This window comes from Pandoraea sp. ISTKB (genome assembly GCF_001721285.1).
Classification (GTDB): domain Bacteria; phylum Pseudomonadota; class Gammaproteobacteria; order Burkholderiales; family Burkholderiaceae; genus Pandoraea; species Pandoraea capi.
The window spans coordinates 1-17755 of sequence record NZ_MAOS01000034.1 but is presented as its reverse complement, the minus strand read 5'-3'; the positions used below and the strand labels follow the sequence as shown (position 1 = coordinate 17755).

At 64.8% G+C, this 17755-nt stretch carries 14 protein-coding genes; 5 read left to right on the top strand and 9 right to left on the bottom strand.

The window, feature by feature from the left end:
* Positions 1 to 40 precede the first annotated feature (40 nt).
* The 7 genes from A9762_RS12730 to A9762_RS12700 all read right to left on the bottom strand — a co-directional run bounded on the left by A9762_RS12730 (position 41) and on the right by A9762_RS12700 (position 6664).
* Positions 41 to 916: an anti-sigma factor gene (locus A9762_RS12730; RefSeq protein WP_240493538.1), complete on the bottom strand. Its 876-nt coding sequence runs from the start codon at positions 914 to 916 to the stop codon at positions 41 to 43.
* Positions 909 to 1601, bottom strand: coding sequence for an RNA polymerase sigma factor (locus tag A9762_RS12725; protein ID WP_371442896.1), 693 nt, complete (start codon positions 1599 to 1601; stop codon positions 909 to 911). Before A9762_RS12725 ends, A9762_RS12730 begins: the two co-directional genes overlap by 8 nt.
* 115 nt (positions 1602 to 1716) lie before the next feature.
* Positions 1717 to 2088, bottom strand: a complete 372-nt coding sequence (locus A9762_RS12720; RefSeq protein ID WP_069342383.1) for a cupredoxin family copper-binding protein — start codon at positions 2086 to 2088, stop codon at positions 1717 to 1719.
* 15 nt (positions 2089 to 2103) lie between these two features.
* Positions 2104 to 3093: a metallophosphoesterase gene (locus A9762_RS12715; protein ID WP_069342382.1), complete on the bottom strand. Its 990-nt coding sequence runs from the start codon at positions 3091 to 3093 to the stop codon at positions 2104 to 2106.
* A 135-nt stretch (positions 3094 to 3228) separates the two neighbouring features.
* Positions 3229 to 4149, bottom strand: coding sequence for a M23 family metallopeptidase (locus A9762_RS12710; protein WP_170836231.1), 921 nt, complete (start codon positions 4147 to 4149; stop codon positions 3229 to 3231).
* 237 nt (positions 4150 to 4386) lie between these two features.
* Positions 4387 to 5379 carry a sensor domain-containing diguanylate cyclase gene (locus A9762_RS12705; protein ID WP_069342380.1) on the bottom strand — a complete coding sequence of 331 codons (993 nt, stop codon included), beginning with the start codon at positions 5377 to 5379 and terminating at the stop codon, positions 4387 to 4389.
* A gap of 124 nt (positions 5380 to 5503) precedes the next feature.
* Positions 5504 to 6664, bottom strand: a complete 1161-nt coding sequence (locus tag A9762_RS12700; RefSeq protein WP_069342379.1) for an acyltransferase — start codon at positions 6662 to 6664, stop codon at positions 5504 to 5506.
* 257 nt (positions 6665 to 6921) lie between these two features.
* On the opposite strand from A9762_RS12700, the gene A9762_RS12695 reads away from it, so the two are divergent.
* Positions 6922 to 7602, top strand: a complete 681-nt coding sequence (locus A9762_RS12695) for a phosphatase PAP2 family protein (RefSeq protein ID WP_069342378.1) — start codon at positions 6922 to 6924, stop codon at positions 7600 to 7602.
* 437 nt (positions 7603 to 8039) lie between these two features.
* Complete coding sequence (locus tag A9762_RS12690) at positions 8040 to 9731, top strand: alpha/beta hydrolase (protein WP_069342377.1); 1692 nt, start codon at positions 8040 to 8042, stop codon at positions 9729 to 9731.
* Here A9762_RS12690 and A9762_RS12685 read toward each other — a convergent pair.
* Positions 9713 to 10312 (bottom strand): hypothetical protein, encoded by a 600-nt coding sequence (locus A9762_RS12685; RefSeq protein WP_069342376.1) that lies wholly within the window; start codon positions 10310 to 10312, stop codon positions 9713 to 9715. The two genes, A9762_RS12690 and A9762_RS12685, sit on opposite strands and share 19 nt — an antisense overlap.
* A gap of 41 nt (positions 10313 to 10353) precedes the next feature.
* Complete coding sequence (gene phbB, locus A9762_RS12680) at positions 10354 to 11097, bottom strand: acetoacetyl-CoA reductase (RefSeq protein WP_069342375.1); 744 nt, start codon at positions 11095 to 11097, stop codon at positions 10354 to 10356.
* Between the two features lie 720 nt (positions 11098 to 11817).
* Between phbB and A9762_RS12675 the strand changes: the two genes are divergently transcribed.
* From A9762_RS12675 to A9762_RS12665, 3 genes are all read left to right on the top strand, one after another.
* A complete protein-coding gene (locus A9762_RS12675; RefSeq protein WP_083253871.1) occupies positions 11818 to 13032 on the top strand; it encodes an efflux RND transporter periplasmic adaptor subunit in 1215 nt (404 codons plus the stop codon).
* Positions 13029 to 16229 (top strand): efflux RND transporter permease subunit, encoded by a 3201-nt coding sequence (locus A9762_RS12670; protein ID WP_256388778.1) that lies wholly within the window; start codon positions 13029 to 13031, stop codon positions 16227 to 16229. The genes A9762_RS12675 and A9762_RS12670 overlap by 4 nt, the downstream gene beginning before the upstream one ends.
* On the top strand, positions 16226 to 17755 hold a 1530-nt coding region (locus A9762_RS12665; RefSeq protein ID WP_069342374.1), incomplete at its 3' end, for an efflux transporter outer membrane subunit. The genes A9762_RS12670 and A9762_RS12665, both read left to right, overlap by 4 nt.

Here is a 17755-nt window from a genome sequence, read left to right as displayed (position 1 = left end):
TCGCTCCATCGGGGGCTGTCGATCGATAGCCGTCACGATATCAGGTCGCCGCCTGCAATGCCTCCACAAAAACACGCAGGTGCGAGGGTTCTGCGTCGGTGATCGCCCAGTACGTCATCCCGTTTCGCCGCCAGCGCGCGATCGCATAGCCGTCGGCGCCCGAGATCATGGGCGCGGCGGACGCCTTGTCACGTGCCGGATACACGTAAAGATCGATCGGATGTTTATCCGTGTGATAGATGAGAACGGCCACCGTGCGCTGGCCGACATAGTCGAGCCTGCCGCCCGCCAGCGGGAACCCCTTGGCCGACAGATCGACCACCGGCGGCGCGTAATCGAGACGTCCGTTGAACCACGGTTTGACGGTGTGCTGATCGGTCGAGACGACATCGATAGGATGCTGCGACAACAGTGCGCGCACGTGACTCGATACGATTTCCTGCGGTTGCAGCCCGGTCGGCGTTTGCGGATCGGGCGTCGGCGCGGGGACCGGCGGGCGCTCGACGAGCAGCGCCATCGCCACGGCAAGGCCACCGAGGATCGCGCCGCCCGCGCCACCGAACAACCACGGCGCCAGGCTCGATCCCCATGCGAGGTCGACGGGCTTGCCGGAGGGCTTCGGCACGTTTGACGTATTCGACGAATGCGATGGCTTGGGTTCGGGTTTCGGTTCAGGCTTCGGCGTGGACACCGCATCGGCCGATGACGCCGTCGTGTCCTGCGCTGCCGCCGCACGACGTTCTGCTTGCGCCAACTCGTCACGCAGACGCTCGCGCAACACCTGTGGCGCCTTGTGATGCAGCGAACCGTCGCGCAGCATCTTGCCCAACGTCGTGTCCTCGTTCCGGGCGGTTGCCGATCCGGCATCGTCGGACGACGTCGCGGCAGTATCTCTGGGATCGTCGGGCTTATTCATCGCGTCCTCCCCGGCGGGTGCCGTCGAGCGGCAGACGTGTGTGACGAGCGAGCGGCGTAACCTGGGCAGACGTCGACCTCGCGTCTCCCGACGTTGGCGTCTCTTGCCCGCCTCGCGTGGCGCGCGCGGCAAGCACGGCCGCGGCGAGCATCTGCCGGCCTCGCGCCAGACGCGACATGACCGTGCCCGCCGGCACCCCCACGATCGTCTCGATCTCCCGGTAGCTCATATCTTCCATCTCTCGCAAGACCAGCACTTCGCGATACACGACCGGCAACGTGGCCAGCGCATCGCGCACGAGCGCACACTCGTCGCGACGCACCGCCAGCATCTCCGGATCGCCGGGCGCAGCATCGTCCCAGCCGGGTAAATGCCCTTCGCCATGCAAGCCATGTGTGGATTCGTCGAACGGTGTGCCGTCGGCGGCATCGGAGCGGCGACGCCACTCGGTCAGCCACGTATTGCGCACGATCGCGAGCAGCCATGCGCGAGCGTTCTCGCCGCGAAAGCCGTCGAAGAACCGCAATGCGCGCAGATAGGCCTCCTGCACGATATCGTCCGCATCGCTGGCACTGCCCGACAGCCAGCGCGCAAGGTTGTATGCCGCATCGAGATGCGGCAAGGCCAATGCTTCGAATCGTCCTGACGCCGCAGCGCCGGATGGATCAGCGTCGGTCACCGGGATCTCCCGAATAAGGGCAGCGCAGTGCCCGGGTGAACGTACGAGTCGGACCGACGCTGCATGACTACGCGAAACAACGTCGATGAGCGCATTGAATCACATCTGCACCGCAAGGCGATCATTTCACGACGATCACGCCCGTCATATGCGGGTGGATCGCACAGAAGTACGGGTACGTTCCCGGCTTGTCGAAGGTAAAGGCGTAAGTGCCGTCAGTGTCGAGTGCGCCCGACGCAAACACGCGCGGCGTGGCGGCACTCGTGACCGTGTGCGGTTCGTCGTCGCGGTTGGTCCACGTGACAGTCTCGCCCGCTTTGACCGTGAGTGTCGCGGGTGAGAACGTGAAGTTGTCGATGTGCACCGCGTTCGTCTGCGCAGCGCCCGCACGCCACGGCGCGCCGAAGACGATCATGCCGGCCGCCGCGACGGCCACACGCCCCAGCAACGCGCGACGCTGCGCACCCTGTGTATCGAGATCATCGGATTTCATGAGACGGCTCCGTCATCAGGAGGCAAGTGTCGCGTCGCCGAGCAGCGGCGCACCGTCGAGCGAGGTGAATTCGACGCGTCGAATGCCCAGCGTCTGCCGCAATTGCGACGTCTCGACCTTCAACGGCCCCGGCCCCGGGCCCTCGCCAGGTGCCGGTTGCGGGAATGCCGTCGACATGGCGGTCTGCAACCGCACGTTGCCCTCCACCTTTTGCAGCACTTGATGGATGTGCCCGTTGAGCACCGTCACCGAACCGAACGGGCGCAACAGCGCCAATGCACGCTCACCGTCGTCCGTGCCCCAGCCCCATGCGGGATAGACGGACCACAACGGCATGTGCGTGAACACCACGACGGGCGTGCTGTGCGAGCGCCCCTTGAGATCGGCGGCGAGCCAGGCGAGTTGTGTGTCGCCAAGGTAGCCCATGCCGCCCGCCTTGAGGCCCAGCACGTTCACGAGCGCGACGAAATGCACGCCGCGCTGATCGAAGCTGTACCAGCCCTTGCCTTGGGTATCGGGGGAAAACCGTGAGAAGAAGGTGCGTCCGTCGTCGCCGATGACGTCATGCTCGCCCGGCACGTAACGGGTCTCGAGACCCGCACCGTTCACGATCTGCTGCGCGATATCGAATTCCTCGGGCCGGGAGAGATGACTGACGTCGCCGGTGTGCAGCATGAAAGCGGGACGCCGGGCATCGTTGCGAATGCGCTCGATGGCCGATGCAAGCGTGGCGGCCGGATCGGGATTCGGCGCTTTGTTGAAGCCGATGTGACTGTCGCTGATCTGCACGAACGACAACACATCGCTGGACGCCGTCTCGGCAGCCGACGCCGCTGAACCGCCCAGCGACACACCGCGCGGCACGCCGCCATCGAGCGTCCACAGAATGCCTGCGCCCGCCCATGCGAGACAGGCCATCGCCCGACGGCGCGATATCAATGGCGATGACGATGACGCTTCGCCTTCGTTCGCCTTCCCGACTTCCTCGCCATCCCGATAATGCATGGCACACCTCCACACGGTGGGTCGGCGCCGCCTCGTCCGGATGACAGAGGTCGCAAGCGCCGTTACCCGTATTACCGGTGCACGTGCCGTTTTATTCCCGAAGGCAGGAAAACGAGGTGTCGGGCAGCGACGACGTCACATCGGCGCGAAGTTCCAGCGCGCGCCGCCGACACGCCCGCTCGTGCCGATCGACGTTGCCGGTCCGTGGGGTTGCCAGTGGACTTGCCATGCCGGCGCGGCCGGCGCGACGCTCTGACAATCGTCCTTACCCGACGCCTGACCCGCGGACGTGCCGCCGCCGATGGCCTTGATCGTCCCCCGGGTCAACAAAGGCTTCGGATCGACCGGATCGCCGTTACGCCGCAGTTCGAAATGCAGATGCGGCCCGGTCGCCATGCCGGTCTGCCCCACAGCACCGATGTGGTCGCCCGCCTTGACCAGATCGCCCACGCGCAGATCGCGCGCCGTGGCGGACAAATGCGCATAGAGGGTCTCGCTGTCATACCGGTGCGCGATCACGATGTAATTGCCGAAGCCGCGGCGCTGGGCGCCAATGAATGTCACCTTGCCATCTGCCGCGGCCACGACTGGCGTGCCCTTCGGCGCGGCAAAATCGATGCCGTCGTGGCGGTGCGACACGCGTCGGATGGGATGGCGACGCGACCCGAAGTTCGAGCTCATGCGCGCCCCTTCGACCGGCATGACAAACGACTTGGACGTTCGCGATTGCGCCGTGCCGGTCGCGCGTTTCGCGGTCGGGAACAATACGCTCTGCCCCGGCGCGGTGAAAACCGGGAGAGATGCGACGGGCGAGAACTCACCACACAGACGCCCTTGCAGGCGGGTGTGGGCCGTCGGGAGGAGCGGCGATAGTGCAGCAGGCAGCGGTGCGACCGATTGCATCGACGACGTCGTCAGACGCGAATGCAGCGGCAATGCGCCACCCTCCGCCAGCGCGGGCAGCGGTGCTGCAAGACATAACCAGACCCACGCACGAGGCAAAAGAGACGGAGAGGCGCCCTGCTTGGCTGAGCGTTGCGCAGGGTCGTCCCGCACGGTGTCGATACACGGGGCGGAAGGGTCGGAAGACGCGCAGGAAGCAGAAGACGGCGGACGTGAAAAAGGCATCGCTCTGTAGACTAAATCAGAATCGACGCAGTCTACGGGCCACAGGAGCGCAAATTGATGGGAAAAGGCCTAAACGACACGCAACTAGCGGCCAAAACACCGGAAATTGGAACCTATCACACCGCAATGAGCGTGATCGCGAGGTCTGAGGCAAGCGTCAACGACTCAGCGCCGGACACCAGGTCGCGTACGTTTGACGGCGTACATCGCCTCGTCGGCATGGTCCATCAGTTCGGTCATGTCGGTACCGTCGTCCGGCAGCATCGCAATGCCGACGCTCACGCCCAGTTCCAGCGTCTTCCCCTCGAACTCGAACGGTGCACCGACCTCCTGCGCGAGCCGTTCGCTGTGCGCCACGGCGTCGGCGCGCGAGTGGATGCCGCACAGGATCATGCCGAATTCGTCGCCGCCCACCCGCGCGATCGTGTCGGAACGTCGCGCCGTGGCGTTCATGCGCTCGGCGGCGGCACGAATGGCGGCGTCGCCGGCACGATGGCCGAATTTGTCGTTGATGGGCTTGAGCCCGTCCATATCGATGTTCAGAATGCCGAGCCGTGACGAGGAACGCAGCGCGAGATGAACCGCCTGACGCAGACGGTCGTAGAACAGCGCGCGGTTGGGCAATCCCGTGAGCGCATCGTGCGTGGCTTGCAGATACAGTTGGCTGGTCTCGAATCGTGCGGCATGAAACATGGCTGCAGCGATGAGTTCGCTCATGAGTTCGAGCGTGCGGACATCGGCATCGGGAAACGCGGACGGTGTCGGCGCAAAAACCTTGAGCACGCCGACGGTCGTGTCCAGATGCTTGAGCGGCGTGACGATCATCGAGCGCAGACCGACCTTGCGGCAAGCGTCGCGATCCACACGCGGGTCGGTTTCCGAGTCGTCGCAACGGAGAATCTCACCGGTCTTCACGCATTGCCCTGAGAGCGATCCGTCACGCGACAAACGCATGCCGAGCAGGTTGGCCGCCACGCCAGACGTCGCCCGGTACACCATGTCGTCGCCTTCGGCCAGCTCGACCACTGCCCCGTTGGCCTGCGTCAGATCCTGAACCCGCTCCGTCACGAAGGACATCACGCCCCCAAGGTCCAGGCCGAGTTTGGCGATTTCGGTCTGCGTCTTCACGATCTCCAAAAGCGTATGGCTTTCGGGCATCACACTCACGGCGTTATGGCTCACAACCCATCCTGTTCATCAAAAAGCGTGAACCCGAAATGTACCATCGCACCTTAGGAATTTCATGTCGGAACAGCAGACGGCGTGGGTCAGTGTCGGCGGCTCACAACGCTCCGGCAGGCGTCGCCGTGGTTTGACGCGGCAACAGGCGGCGGGCCGCCGGCGTGCTGATATGCCGGTGCAACGCACCGCCGAGCAGCGTGCAGACGAGCAGCACGGGAAGGTAGACGAGGAACGTCCAGCGCATATCGCCGTTCGCCAGCGAACGATAGGCCGGCGTGACGGCCAGCACCACAAACATGTGGCTCAAATAGATTTCGTAACTCCATCGCCCCATTTGGGTGAGCCAGCCGAAGCCGCGCGGCACCGCACGCACCGAACCGTGTACCGCCGCCAGCCACAACGCCGCGCTCGCGCAGAGCAGCAACATGACGTGGTCGTGCATGAGCGGCCACAAGACGTCTCCGTAAAAGACGACGGCAAGCAGTCCGAGCACGCCCAGTGCACCGAGACCACGGGCAACCGCGCGTGGCAACGTCACACGCTGCATGGCCAGCGCCGTCAACACGCCCCATGCAATCGCCGCCATGCCGGGCAGATACGCTTTCTCCTGCCAGATCTCGTTGCCCTGGAGCGCAGCACGCGTCCATGGCAGCGACATCGCGAGCGCCACGAGCGCCAGCACGCGCCACGGGCCGCGCAGCACCAGACAGAGCAGCGGGAACGCGAGATAGAAACACTCTTCGATGGACAGCGACCACAGCACGTCCCATCCGCCGGGCAACCAGTTCGTGCGCCCTTCGTACCAGTTCAGTGTCATGGTCAGCGCTGCGGCCAGCGCGCCGGGCAGCGATTGCCCCGGCTTGTTGATGACGAAGGTCGGCACGTCCATCAGATGCATGACCGACAGCACCGCCAGCAACAACAGCAATAGCGGGAAGATGCGCACGGCCCGCAACGCGTAGAAATGGCGCCAGCGCATGGCGTCGAGCGAACCGTATCGCTCAAGCGACCGGCGCGTGATCACGAAACCGGAGATGACGAAGAACACGAACACGGCTTCGTAACCGTTGAAACTGATGCCCTTGACGATGCGTTCGGGCAGCACGTCGCCCAGCAGACTCGGGCCGAGCGGCAGACGGAACTTGAGCGCGAGGTGGTGAACGACGACGAAGAGAATGGACAGGCCGCGCAAGAGGTCGATGCCGTCGTTGCGCGCGCGCCGGTGCGCCGCATGGGGCGCCTGCGCCGAGGGAAAAACCATGAAGACTCCGGGAATGGTGCGCGGGGGGTCACACCGCAGACATCGTACTATGCGCGGGCACCGACGGCACCCCATCGAATTCGATGGGTCGCGCGCCAGCGGGAAATCACGGCACTCACCGCGAACGAACCGGCCAGCGGGTTGTCCGACGCCCTGAGTCCGCGCCGTCATATGACAATTTGTGCCTGTCACGATGGCGCGCGTAAGATATCGCTTTCGCCCGACGCCTTCTGCTGTCGGGCCGTCTTCTGGCAGTCATGTCTAACTTCTGGATCACCATTACCAATTTCGGCAGCGCCGCCGTCACGGTGCCGCTGGCCATCGCCCTCACCCTCTGGTTGCTTTCCGCACGCGCATGGCATGCCGCGTTCGCCTGGGTCGCGCTGTTCGGCGCCGGCTCGTTCGTCGTGGCGGTCTCCAAGGTCATGTTCCTCGGCTGGGGACTTGGGGTGCGCGAGATCGACTTTACGGGCGTGAGCGGCCATACGATGTTTGCCGCTACCGTCTACCCGGTCATTGCATGGTTGTTACTGCGCAATCTGGCATGGCCCTGGCGCATTCTGGGCACCGTGGCGGCTGCCGCCGGCAGCGTCGCCGTGGGCGTCTCGCGCGTGGCCCTGTCGGCGCATTCGGTGTCGGAATCGATCGCCGGCTGCATCGTCGGCTTCTCGGTGTGCGCGGCGTTCGCATGGGTCACGCGCGGTGACGATGCGCCCAACCTGAAAACATTGCCGATGGCGGCAAGCCTGTTCGTACTCGTGATGTGGCTGCACGGCGAACGCGTGCCGACACAGCGCTGGATCACGGAAATCGCCCTCATGATGTCGGGCCGCGACCAGCCCTTCAAACGTTATAGCTGGCAGGCGCGCAAACCAGCGCCGATGCCGGTGCTGCCGGCATTCCCGTCGTCGACCGGAACCCCCGCGCCCGCGCACTGACGCGGCAAACCGGGGCAAGCCGGCACAAGACAACGGCGCGCGACCGGTCACGGCCGATCGCGCGCAACTTGTCGCAGATCAGAACAGTCATACGTGGCGTGCGTTATATTCACCGAAACGCCCGACCCACGTCGAGCGATCGAACGGAGTTCGCCATGCCTGCTCGCAGTGACAAGACGTCCCGCTCCTCTTCAACGCGACCCGCCAAATCCGGCGCAACGTCGCAGACAGCACCGCCCCTCACGTCCGCCCCCGCCTCACGGTCTCGCGGCACACCGAAAACCACCCGTCCGCCGACGCGGCGCGCCACCCCTCACGGCGTAACGCCCCCCGATGCTGCTGCCACGACGCCAGCGCCCGATCCGGCATCGAGCCAGCCGTCCACACCGCATGCCACGCCATCGACCTCGTTCACCGATCATCTCGATCGGGCTGCAATGGCGACGACCGCCCGTTTCACCGGCAACGTCTCCCCTGCCGCTGTCGCGCTCGCGTGGGCCGATTGGGCCATGCACGCCGCGACCGCACCCGGTCATCAGTTGAACGTCTTCAAGGCGTTCGCCGCCATCGACAAGCCGGGCGCAGCGCAGACGTCCGACGCCAGCCCGCCACCCGGAATGGATCGACGCTTTCGCGATCCGTCATGGGATCAACCACCCTTCTCGTGGCTGCGCGAGCGATTCTTGCGCACGCAGGACTTCGTCGACGAAATGACGGGCGAGATCCCGGGGGTCGATCCGCATCACCGTGACGTGGTGCGCTTCATGGCGCGCCAATGGCTCGACGTCTTCTCGCCGAGCAATCAGTGGTGGGCAAACCCCGAAGTGCTTTCCGCCATTCGCGAGACGCAGGGTCAGAACCTCGTGCAAGGCGCGCAACGCTGGTGGTCAGACCTGAAGGACATGGCGGCCGGCAACGCGCCCGGCGCCGGCCCCGAGGCGTGCCAGGCGTTTCGCGTCGGTCACGAGATTGCCGCGACACCGGGCAAAGTCGTCTATCGCAACGCCTATTTCGAGCTACTGCAATACGCACCGACGCAGGCGCAAACGTGGCGCGAGCCGGTGCTGATCGTGCCCTCGTGGCTGCTGAAGTACTACATCCTCGATCTGCAAGCGCAACACTCGCTCGTGCGCTATCTGGTCTCGCAGGGCCATAGCGTCTTCATGATCTCGTGGCATAACCCCGGGCCTCAGGATCGCGACCGGGGGCTCGACGACTATCTCGAATCGGGCTTGCTGAGCGCGCTGCGCGAGGTCCGGCGTCTGACGGGTAACGTGCCGGTACATGCGTGCGGCTATTGCCTCGGCGGGACGTTGCTCGCCATCGCGGCCGCGACGCTCGCGCGTCGAAACGGGAGCCAGCGCGAACGTCAATCCGGAGACGACGCAAACGTGCTCGCAAGCGTCACACTGCTGGCCGCGCAGACGGACTTCAGCGAGCCGGGCGAACTCGGCCTGTTCATCGACGCCAGTCAGGTCGCGTATCTCGAAGCGATGATGTGGCGTCAGGGCTTCATCAGTGGCGAACAGCTCGCAGGCACGTTCCAGTTACTCAATTCGCGCGACCTGATCTGGTCACGGCTCATGCGCGACTATCTGCTCGGCACCCCGGCGCAGACCACTGATTTCACTGTCTGGAATGCGGATACGACCCGCATTCCAGCGCGATTACACAGCCAATGTCTGCGCGAGCTTTATCTGAACAATGCGCTGGCCACGGGCACGCTGAAGATCGGCGGGCAACCGGTCGCGCTATCGGATATCCGTGTGCCGATGTTCGTCGTAGCGACCGAGCGCGACCATATCTCGCCCTGGCGCTCCGTCTACAAGATGCATCTGCTCTACAACGGGGATCTGACATTCGCCCTCGTCTCGGGCGGTCACAACGTGGGCGTGGTGTGTGAGCCGGGACATGCGCGCAGTCATCACCGGGTCGCCACGCGCGTGGCGGGCTCGGCGTATCGCGATCCGGATGAATGGTTTGGCGCCACACCGGCCATGCAAAGTTCGTGGTGGCCGGCCTGGCAGGCGTGGCTGCTGGCGCAGGGCAGCGGCAAATCCATTGCCGCGCCCTGGCCGCCTGAGAAGGCGCTACACGACGCGCCGGGGACTTACGTGCTGGAGCGTTGAGCGTGGCTGCCGCCGCGCTTGGGCGGCACACGTCCGTTGAGCGGCGACTGCTGCGCAGCGTTCGAGACGGCGGCCTCGGTCGCCTGAGCGGCCTCCGTCGACATACGACGCCACGCGTCCATGGTGCCCTGCGTGGCCTCGTTGAATGCCTGGAACCACTTCTGCAACGGCGCTTCGGCCGCTTGCGTGGCAGCGCCCGCTGCGGTGCCGGCGCCGATCAGATCAGGTAAGGTCATCGCGCCGGCCATGCCGTGCTGAAGCTCCTCGCCCGTCTTGCGGCAATGTTCGGCCCAGAGCAACTGGTTGTTCGCGCACACCGCGAGCCATTCGCGCCAGAACTCGTTTTGCTGCGCCAACTGCCCGTTGAGCAATTGCAGATGAGCGGTCACCAGACCATTGAAGTCCTTCGCGCCGCCAAGCGACTTGGCCGCTTCGGAATGCGCCTTGAGCAGTTCGGTATCGCGTTCGACTTGCAGTTGGTGCGTGCGTTGCGCGGCTTCCAGCAGAATTCCATATGCGCCCAGTGCGCTGGCGGTACCGAGCTTGACCAACGCCAGTGCCGGGTTCGTTTCCTTTGACATCGTGACTCTCCTAAGTAAGTAGTTAGCTGCGTCGCTACGCGTCACTCCATATGCATGCCGCCGTTGATGGCGAGGTTGCTGCCGGTGATGAAACCTGCGTCGTCGGACACGAGGAAGGCGATAAGCGCCGCGACCTCGTCGGGGCGCCCCAGACGTCCGACCGGAATCTGCGGAAGAATGCGCGATTCGAGCACTTCCTGTGGCACGGCCGTGACCATCTTCGTGGCGAGATACCCCGGAGAAATGGTGTTGACGGTCACGCCGGATTTGGCGACTTCGAGCGCCAGCGCCTTGGTGAAGCCGTGCATCCCGGCTTTCGCCGCCGCGTAGTTGGCTTGACCGAACGCCCCGCGACTGCCGTTGACCGACGAGACATTGACGATGCGCCCCCAGCCTCGCGCGACCATGCCGCCGAAAATGGGCCGCGTCATGTTGAAAACGCTATCCAGATCCGTACGCAATACCGACTGCCAGTCCTCGGCCGTCATCTTGCGCATGGTGGCGTCGCGCGTGATCCCCGCGTTATTGATGAGAATGTCTACCGGACCGCTGTCCGATTCGACGGCTTTCGCACAAGCCTCGCATGACGCGAAGTCGGCAACGTCGACACGATATGCCGCGAACTCCCGGCCCGTCGCGCTCATGCGCTCGACCCAGCCTTCGCAATCGTGATTGTTGGGTGAACAGGTGACCGCGACGCGGTACCCGGCATCAGCAAGACGCAGGCTGATCGCTTCGCCCAAACCGCCCATGCCTCCTGTAACCAATGCTGTTCGTTTTGTCATGGCTATCCGTCTCTGGTGAGAATCAGTCGTTAAACTTCGGATACATCCAGCATAGTCGCGAACGGCCGACTTGCTGTGGCAATCGACATCCCCGCATGTCCTTCGCTTGACCTCGGTCAAGCCGTAGCGCCGACGTTGCACTGTCTGCACCAAAAGCCCGCCGCCGGCATCGATGTTCTGCGCCGCTCGCGTCGTGAACTGCCGGGTGTCTTCGCTACGATGTCGCCAGTCGTTGCAACTGGCCCGAGTGCGACTCGATGCGCGTGACAACGTTCCTCGGTTGTGACAATTTGTCCCGGTGAACAGCCATTCCGTGAGGCATTCGTCGACGTCCAATCGTCATATTGTTCATTGCATGCAATCTGACGCGATATTCATGTCGTGCGATCCGCTCACCCGTGCTCGCGAAAACGCGTGAGCACGTGACAGGCATCGTACTCCAAAATAATTTGTTGGTTGGCGATTCGCCCCCTGTCGACAACAATCCAATGACCCGCCCCTATCGATAGTCACAGGGGCATCCAGCGAACGTCACGACCCCGTTGCAGGGCGTGGGCAATCCATATATCATCGCCCGTAGATTTTTTCCGGATCACGCCGCTTTTGCTGGCCGTCGCCTTGTCGCGCGCCAGCGCCCGCGTGGGAAATCCGGTTGTCACAAGCGTCGCAACTCGTTGTTTTTCCTACCGGATTCCTCATTTTGTGGGTCACGAGCGCATGATGTCCTTTCTGCCCGCCGTATTGTCAGACACCGCTGCGCGCCGCCGGCTTGCGCTGACGGTTGCCACCACCGCCATTGCGGCCGCCACGCTGGCCGCCTGTTCACGCAAAGCCCCGCCGGAGCCGCCGCCGCGCCCCGTCGTTGCGGTCGCCGCTCAGCTCGCCGAGCAAACCCCCATCGCGTCGTTGCCCGCACAGATCGAAGCGCGTTACACCACGCCGCTGTCGTTCCGCGTGGCCGGCAAGATCGTCGATCGCTCGGTACGTCTGGGCGATGCCGTCAAGGCGGGTCAGGTCGTCGCGAGGCTCGATCCGGCCGACCTCGCCAAGAGTGCCGCCAGTGCCAGCGCGCAACTCGACGCGGCCCAGCACCAGCTCGAATATGCGACGCAGACCGTGACGCGCGACCGCGCGCAGGCCCGCGAAAACCTGATTGCACCGGCGCAACTCGAACAATCCGAGAATGCTTATGCCAGCGCGCTGGCCCAGCGCAATCAGGCGAGTCAGCAGGCCGCGCTGGCCGGCAATCAACTGAGTTACGGCAATCTGAAGGCGGACCGCGACGGTGTCATTACGGCCGAGCAGGCCGATACCGGGCAGAACGTCAGCGCCGGACAACCCGTCTATCAACTGGCATGGACGGGCGACGTCGACGTCATCGCCGACGTGCCTGAAGTCGCGCTCGGCGCGTTCCGCATCGGGCAGACGGCGACCGTCTCCCTGCCCGCCATTCCGGGCAAGACCTGGCAAGCGCGCGTGCGTGAAATCTCGCCGGCGGCCGATCCGATGAGCCGCACCTACCGCGCCAAGCTCTCCTTGCTCTCGCCAGGCCCCGACGTCAAGCTCGGCATGACGGCCAACGTGGCCTTCGCACAGCCGCTTACGGCGCCGGTCGCAACGGCGGCAGCGAGTGCATCGGCACCGGCGGCCGCATCAGCGCCGTTAGCAGGCACCGCTGCCGACGCTCACCCGATCACCCTGCCGTCTACCGCACTCTTCCATGAAGGCAATCAGCCCGCCGTGTGGGTCGTCAAGCAAGACGACACGCTCGTGCTGCGACGCGTAACGATCGTGCGCTACGGTGAGCGCACCGTGACGGTTGCGGGCGGCATTCAGCCCGGCGAGCGCATCGTCTGGCAAGGCGTTCACACGGTCACCGCCGGTGAGAAAGTGCGCGTGATCGCGCCGCTGCATCCAGAGGACTTCGCGTCATGAGCACGCTCGACGGGAAACCGCCCGTGCCCCACGATCCGCAAGCTGCACCGAGCGACGAACCGAAGGATTACAGCCACGAAGAGGGACGCTTCAACCTCTCCGCGTGGGCCTTGCGCCATCGCTCGCTGATGATCTTCCTGATCGCGATGGCGACGATCTTCGGCATTCTGGCTTACTCGCGTCTCGCCCAGTCGGAAGACCCGCCCTTCACGTTCCGTGTGATGGTGATCCGCACGTTCTGGCCGGGTGCCACGGCCAAGCAGGTGCAGGAACAGGTCACCGACCGCATCGCACGCAAGCTTCAGGAAATGCCCAGCATCGACTTCCAGCGCAGCTATTCGCGCCCGGGCGAGTCGCTGCTGTTCTTCTCGATGAAGGACTCGGCGCCCGCGAGCGAGGTACCCGAGGAGTGGTATCAGGTGCGCAAGAAGGTCGGCGACATTGCCTACACGCTGCCGACCGGCGTTCAAGGTCCCTTCTTCAACGACGAATTTGGCGACGTCTACACGCACATCTTCACCCTCGAAGGCGACGGCTTCGGCCCTGCCCAGTTGCGCGACTACGCCGACGCCCTGCGCACCGTGCTGCTGCGCGTGCCGGGTGTGGCCAAGGTCGATTACTTCGGCGATCAGGATCAGCGTATCTACGTCGAGATCAGCAACACGCAGCTCACGCGACTGGGCATCTCCCCGAACCAGATCGCACAGGCCGTGAACGGCCAGAACGCGGTCTCGCCAGCGGGCACCATCGAAGCGCCGAACGATCGCGTCGTGGTGCGTCCGAGCGGCCAGTTTCGCAATGTCGACGAACTCGCCGACACGCTCATCCGGGTGAACAACCGCACGTTCCGTCTGGGCGACATCGCCACGATCAAGCGCGGCTACGTCGATCCGCCCGTCTCGGAAATGCGCTTCGGCGGCAAGCCTGTGCTCGGCATCGGCATCACCATGCAGAAGGGCCAGGACGTCGTTCACCTCGGCAAGGCGCTCGAGAGCACGATGGGTAATCTGCGCGCGCAACTGCCTGCCGGGCTCAAGCTCACCGAAGTCGCGAGCATGTCGCAGTCCGTGTCGCACTCGGTCGACGACTTCCTCGAAGCCGTGGCCGAAGCCGTGGCCATCGTGCTCGTCGTGAGTCTCGTCTCGCTCGGATTCCGCACCGGCATGGTCGTGGTGATTTCAATTCCGGTGGTGCTCGCCGTCACGTCGCTGTTCATGTACATCTTCGACATCGGCCTGCACAAGGTATCGCTCGGCACGCTGATTCTGGCGCTCGGTCTGCTGGTGGACGATGCGATCATCGCCGTCGAAATGATGGCCGTGAAGCTCGCGCAAGGCTGGAACCGCAAGCGTGCCGCCGCCTTCGCCTACACCAGCACGGCGTTCCCGATGCTCACCGGCACGCTCGTCACCGTCTCCGGCTTCCTGCCGATCGCGCTGGCGAAGTCGAGCACCGGCGAATACACGCGCTCGATCTTCGAAGTCTCGGCCATCGCATTGCTGGCGTCGTGGCTGGCAGCGGTCGTCCTCATTCCGCTGCTCGGCTACAAGCTGCTGCCGGAGCGTCCGCGCGAAGCGCATCATGGCGACGATCACGAACACGAGGTCTACGACACCAAGTTCTATAACCGCCTGCGCGGCTGGCTGACGTGGTGCATCGAGCGCAAGATCATCGTGCTCGCCATTACCGTCGTGCTGTTCCTCATCGCCATGGCCGGGTTCTCGCTCGTGCCGCAGCAGTTCTTCCCCAGCTCCGACCGTCCCGAGTTGATGGTGGATTTGCGTTTGCAGGAAGGCGCGTCGTATCAGGCGACGTTGCGCGAGACGCAACGCCTCGAAAAGCTGCTCGAAGGCCGTAAGGAAATCGACCACACGGTGAGCTTCGTCGGCACTGGCGCACCGCGCTTCTATCTGCCGCTCGACCAGCAGTTGCCCACACCGAACTTTGCGCAGCTCGTGATCACCGCCAAGTCGGTGGAAGAACGCGAAGCATTGGCGCAGTGGCTCGAACCGAAGCTGCGCGAGGCCATGCCCGGCGTGCGCACGCGTTTGTCGCGTCTGGAAAACGGACCGCCGGTCGGCTTCCCCGTGCAGTTCCGCGTGAGCGGCGACGACATCGGCACCGTGCGCAAGATCTCCGAGCAGGTGGCGGATGTGATGCGCAACAACGGTGACACCGTGGATGTGCAATTCGACTGGGACGAGCCCTCGCAGCGCTCCGTGCGCTTCGAAGTCGATCAGCAGAAGGCGCGTGCGCTGGGCGTGAGTTCGACGGACATTGCGAACTTCATCGCCATGACGCTCACGGGGTACGACATCAGCCAGTATCGCGAACGCGACAAGCTCATCTCGATCACGCTGCGCTCGCCCAAGGCCGAGCGGGTCGATCCGGCCAAGCTGGCCACGCTCGCCATGCCCACGCCGAACGGCCCGGTGCCGCTCGCCACGCTCGGACGCGTGGTCGATGAACTGGAATACGGCGTGATCTGGGAACGTGACCGTCAGCCGACGATCACCGTGCGCTCGGACGTCCGCGCAGGCAAGCAAGGCATCGATGTGACCGAAGCCGTCTACAAGAAGCTCAGCGACATTCGCAAGGCACTGCCAGTCGGCTATCGCATCGAGATCGGCGGCTCCGTCGAGGAATCGGGCAAGGGTCAGGCATCGATCAACGCGCAAATGCCGATCATGATCATCGCCGTGCTCACGCTGCTCATGATCCAGTTGCAGAGCTTCGCGCGCACCATGCTGGTGGTGCTCACTGCGCCGCTGGGCATGATCGGGGTCGTGGCGACGCTGCTGCTGTTCGGCAAGCCATTCGGTTTCGTGGCGATGCTCGGGGTCATTGCGATGTTCGGGATCATCATGCGTAACTCGGTGATTCTCGTGGATCAGATCGAGCAGGACGTCGCGGCCGGGCATCCGCGCTTCGACGCCATCGTGAGCGCCACAGTGCGACGCTTCCGTCCGATTACCCTGACGGCCGCCGCCGCCGTGCTCGCACTGATCCCGCTGTTGCGCAGCAACTTCTTCGGCCCGATGGCGACCGCGCTGATGGGCGGGATCACCAGCGCCACCATCCTGACCGTGTTTTTCCTGCCGGCGTTGTACGCGACGGCCTTCCGCGTGCGTCACGACGAACGCGCGTCGCATGCGGGCAATACGGCGTCCGCCAGCCCGCAAGGAGATCGCTCATGACCTCGCGCTTCGTTTTCCGCTCGCTGACGCAACCGGTTTCACGCCGGGTGCGCCGCCCCGCCCTGCTCGTGCCCATCGTGTCGATTCTGCCGCTCTGGCTCGGCGCCTGCTCGTTCACCCCGGGCGACAAGCCACCGGCGATGCCCTCGCCGTCGCACTACGGCGTGAACGCCCTACCTACACAGACCGTCACGGCACAAGGCGCGTCGCAACGGTTCGACGTCGGTGCGCCGCCGGTCAAGGCGTGGTGGCAGGCCTATCAGTCCGACAAGCTGAACGCGCTGGTCGACGAAGGCCTGCGCAACAGCCCGAACCTGTCGTCGGCGGATCATGCGTTGCAGGCCGCGCGCGAGCAGTTGAAGGCGCAGATCGGCTCGTCGCTGTTCCCGTCCATCGACATCGGCGGCGAAGCCGCGCGTGAACGCAATCTGGGCATCCCGAACCTGCGACCGCCGACGGCCCTGTACAACATGTTCGTCGGCCAGATTCAGGCGCGCTACACCTTCGACTTCTTCGGCGCCTCGCGTTTCGCCAACGCCTCGCTCGCCGCGCAGGTCGACCAGCAGGCGTTCCAGCTCGAATCGGCACGTCAGGCGCTGGCGGCGAACATCGTCTCGGGCGCGATCGGCGCGTCGGTGCTCGGCGCGCAAGTCAAGGCGACCGAGCGTCTCGTCGATCTCGCGCAGGCGGACGCCACCGACATGGCGCGCCGCGAAGCGCTCGGCGCCGTGTCGCGTGCCGACGCCCTGGCATCCGCCCAGAACGCCGAGTCACTTGCGGCGTCGCTGCCGGGACTCCGGGCGCAATGGCAGTCCACTCGCCACGCGCTCGCCGTCCTGCTCGGCCGCACGCCGGATCAAGCGCCGGAGGATCTGGCGCTCGGGGAACTGAAGGTGCCGGGCACGGTGCCGGTCGCAGTACCGTCGACGTTGCTTCAGTCGCGTCCCGATATTCAGGCGGCGGAAATGGCGCTCAAGGCGGCGTCGGCCGAAGTCGGCGTGGCAACGGCGCAGATGTTCCCGAGCCTGTCGCTCACGGCATCGATGGGCAAAGGCGGCTTCAACTGGCCGACGGTCATGTCCAACGCCGGTTCGCTGTGGAGCATTGCCGCGTCGATCTCGCAACCGATCTTCCACGGCGGCGCGTTGCTCGCCCAGCGTCGGGCGGCACAGGCCACGTATGAAGCGGCCGTCGATCAGTACAAGCAGACCGTGCTGACGGCGTTCAAGAACGTCGCGGACACCCTGGCATCGCTCGAAGCGGACAATACGTCGCTGCTGCATGCCGACACCGCAAGTGCCGCGGCGGAGCAGATCTATCGCGACACCGCAGCGCGGGTGCGTCTGGGGGCCTTGCCGGTGTCGTCGGCGCGAGGCCGTGAGCAGCAGTACTGGAACGCCTATCTGACGACGGTGCGTGCAACCGGCGCGCGTTTGTCGGATACTGCGCTACTGTTTTACGCGATGGGGGTGCCGCCCGAGCCATCGGCCGATGCGGCAGCACCGGCCAGCGGGGCGGCAGCGACC

What these genes read in the sequence shown, in the direction of transcription:
- A9762_RS12695 (WP_069342378.1), top strand. Translation starts at nt 6,922, where the DNA reads ATGTCTAACTTCTGGATCACCATTACCAATTTCGGCAGCGCCGCCGTC.
- A9762_RS12715 (WP_069342382.1), bottom strand. Translation starts at nt 3,093, where the DNA reads ATGCATTATCGGGATGGCGAGGAAGTCGGGAAGGCGAACGAAGGCGAA.
- A9762_RS12730 (WP_240493538.1), bottom strand. Translation starts at nt 916, where the DNA reads ATGAATAAGCCCGACGATCCCAGAGATACTGCCGCGACGTCGTCCGAC.
- A9762_RS12675 (WP_083253871.1), top strand. Translation starts at nt 11,818, where the DNA reads ATGTCCTTTCTGCCCGCCGTATTGTCAGACACCGCTGCGCGCCGCCGG.
- A9762_RS12685 (WP_069342376.1), bottom strand. Translation starts at nt 10,312, where the DNA reads ATGTCAAAGGAAACGAACCCGGCACTGGCGTTGGTCAAGCTCGGTACC.
- A9762_RS12670 (WP_256388778.1), top strand. Translation starts at nt 13,029, where the DNA reads ATGAGCACGCTCGACGGGAAACCGCCCGTGCCCCACGATCCGCAAGCT.
- phbB (WP_069342375.1), bottom strand. Translation starts at nt 11,097, where the DNA reads ATGACAAAACGAACAGCATTGGTTACAGGAGGCATGGGCGGTTTGGGC.
- A9762_RS12700 (WP_069342379.1), bottom strand. Translation starts at nt 6,664, where the DNA reads ATGGTTTTTCCCTCGGCGCAGGCGCCCCATGCGGCGCACCGGCGCGCG.
- A9762_RS12720 (WP_069342383.1), bottom strand. Translation starts at nt 2,088, where the DNA reads ATGAAATCCGATGATCTCGATACACAGGGTGCGCAGCGTCGCGCGTTG.
- A9762_RS12690 (WP_069342377.1), top strand. Translation starts at nt 8,040, where the DNA reads ATGGCGACGACCGCCCGTTTCACCGGCAACGTCTCCCCTGCCGCTGTC.
- A9762_RS12705 (WP_069342380.1), bottom strand. Translation starts at nt 5,379, where the DNA reads ATGCCCGAAAGCCATACGCTTTTGGAGATCGTGAAGACGCAGACCGAA.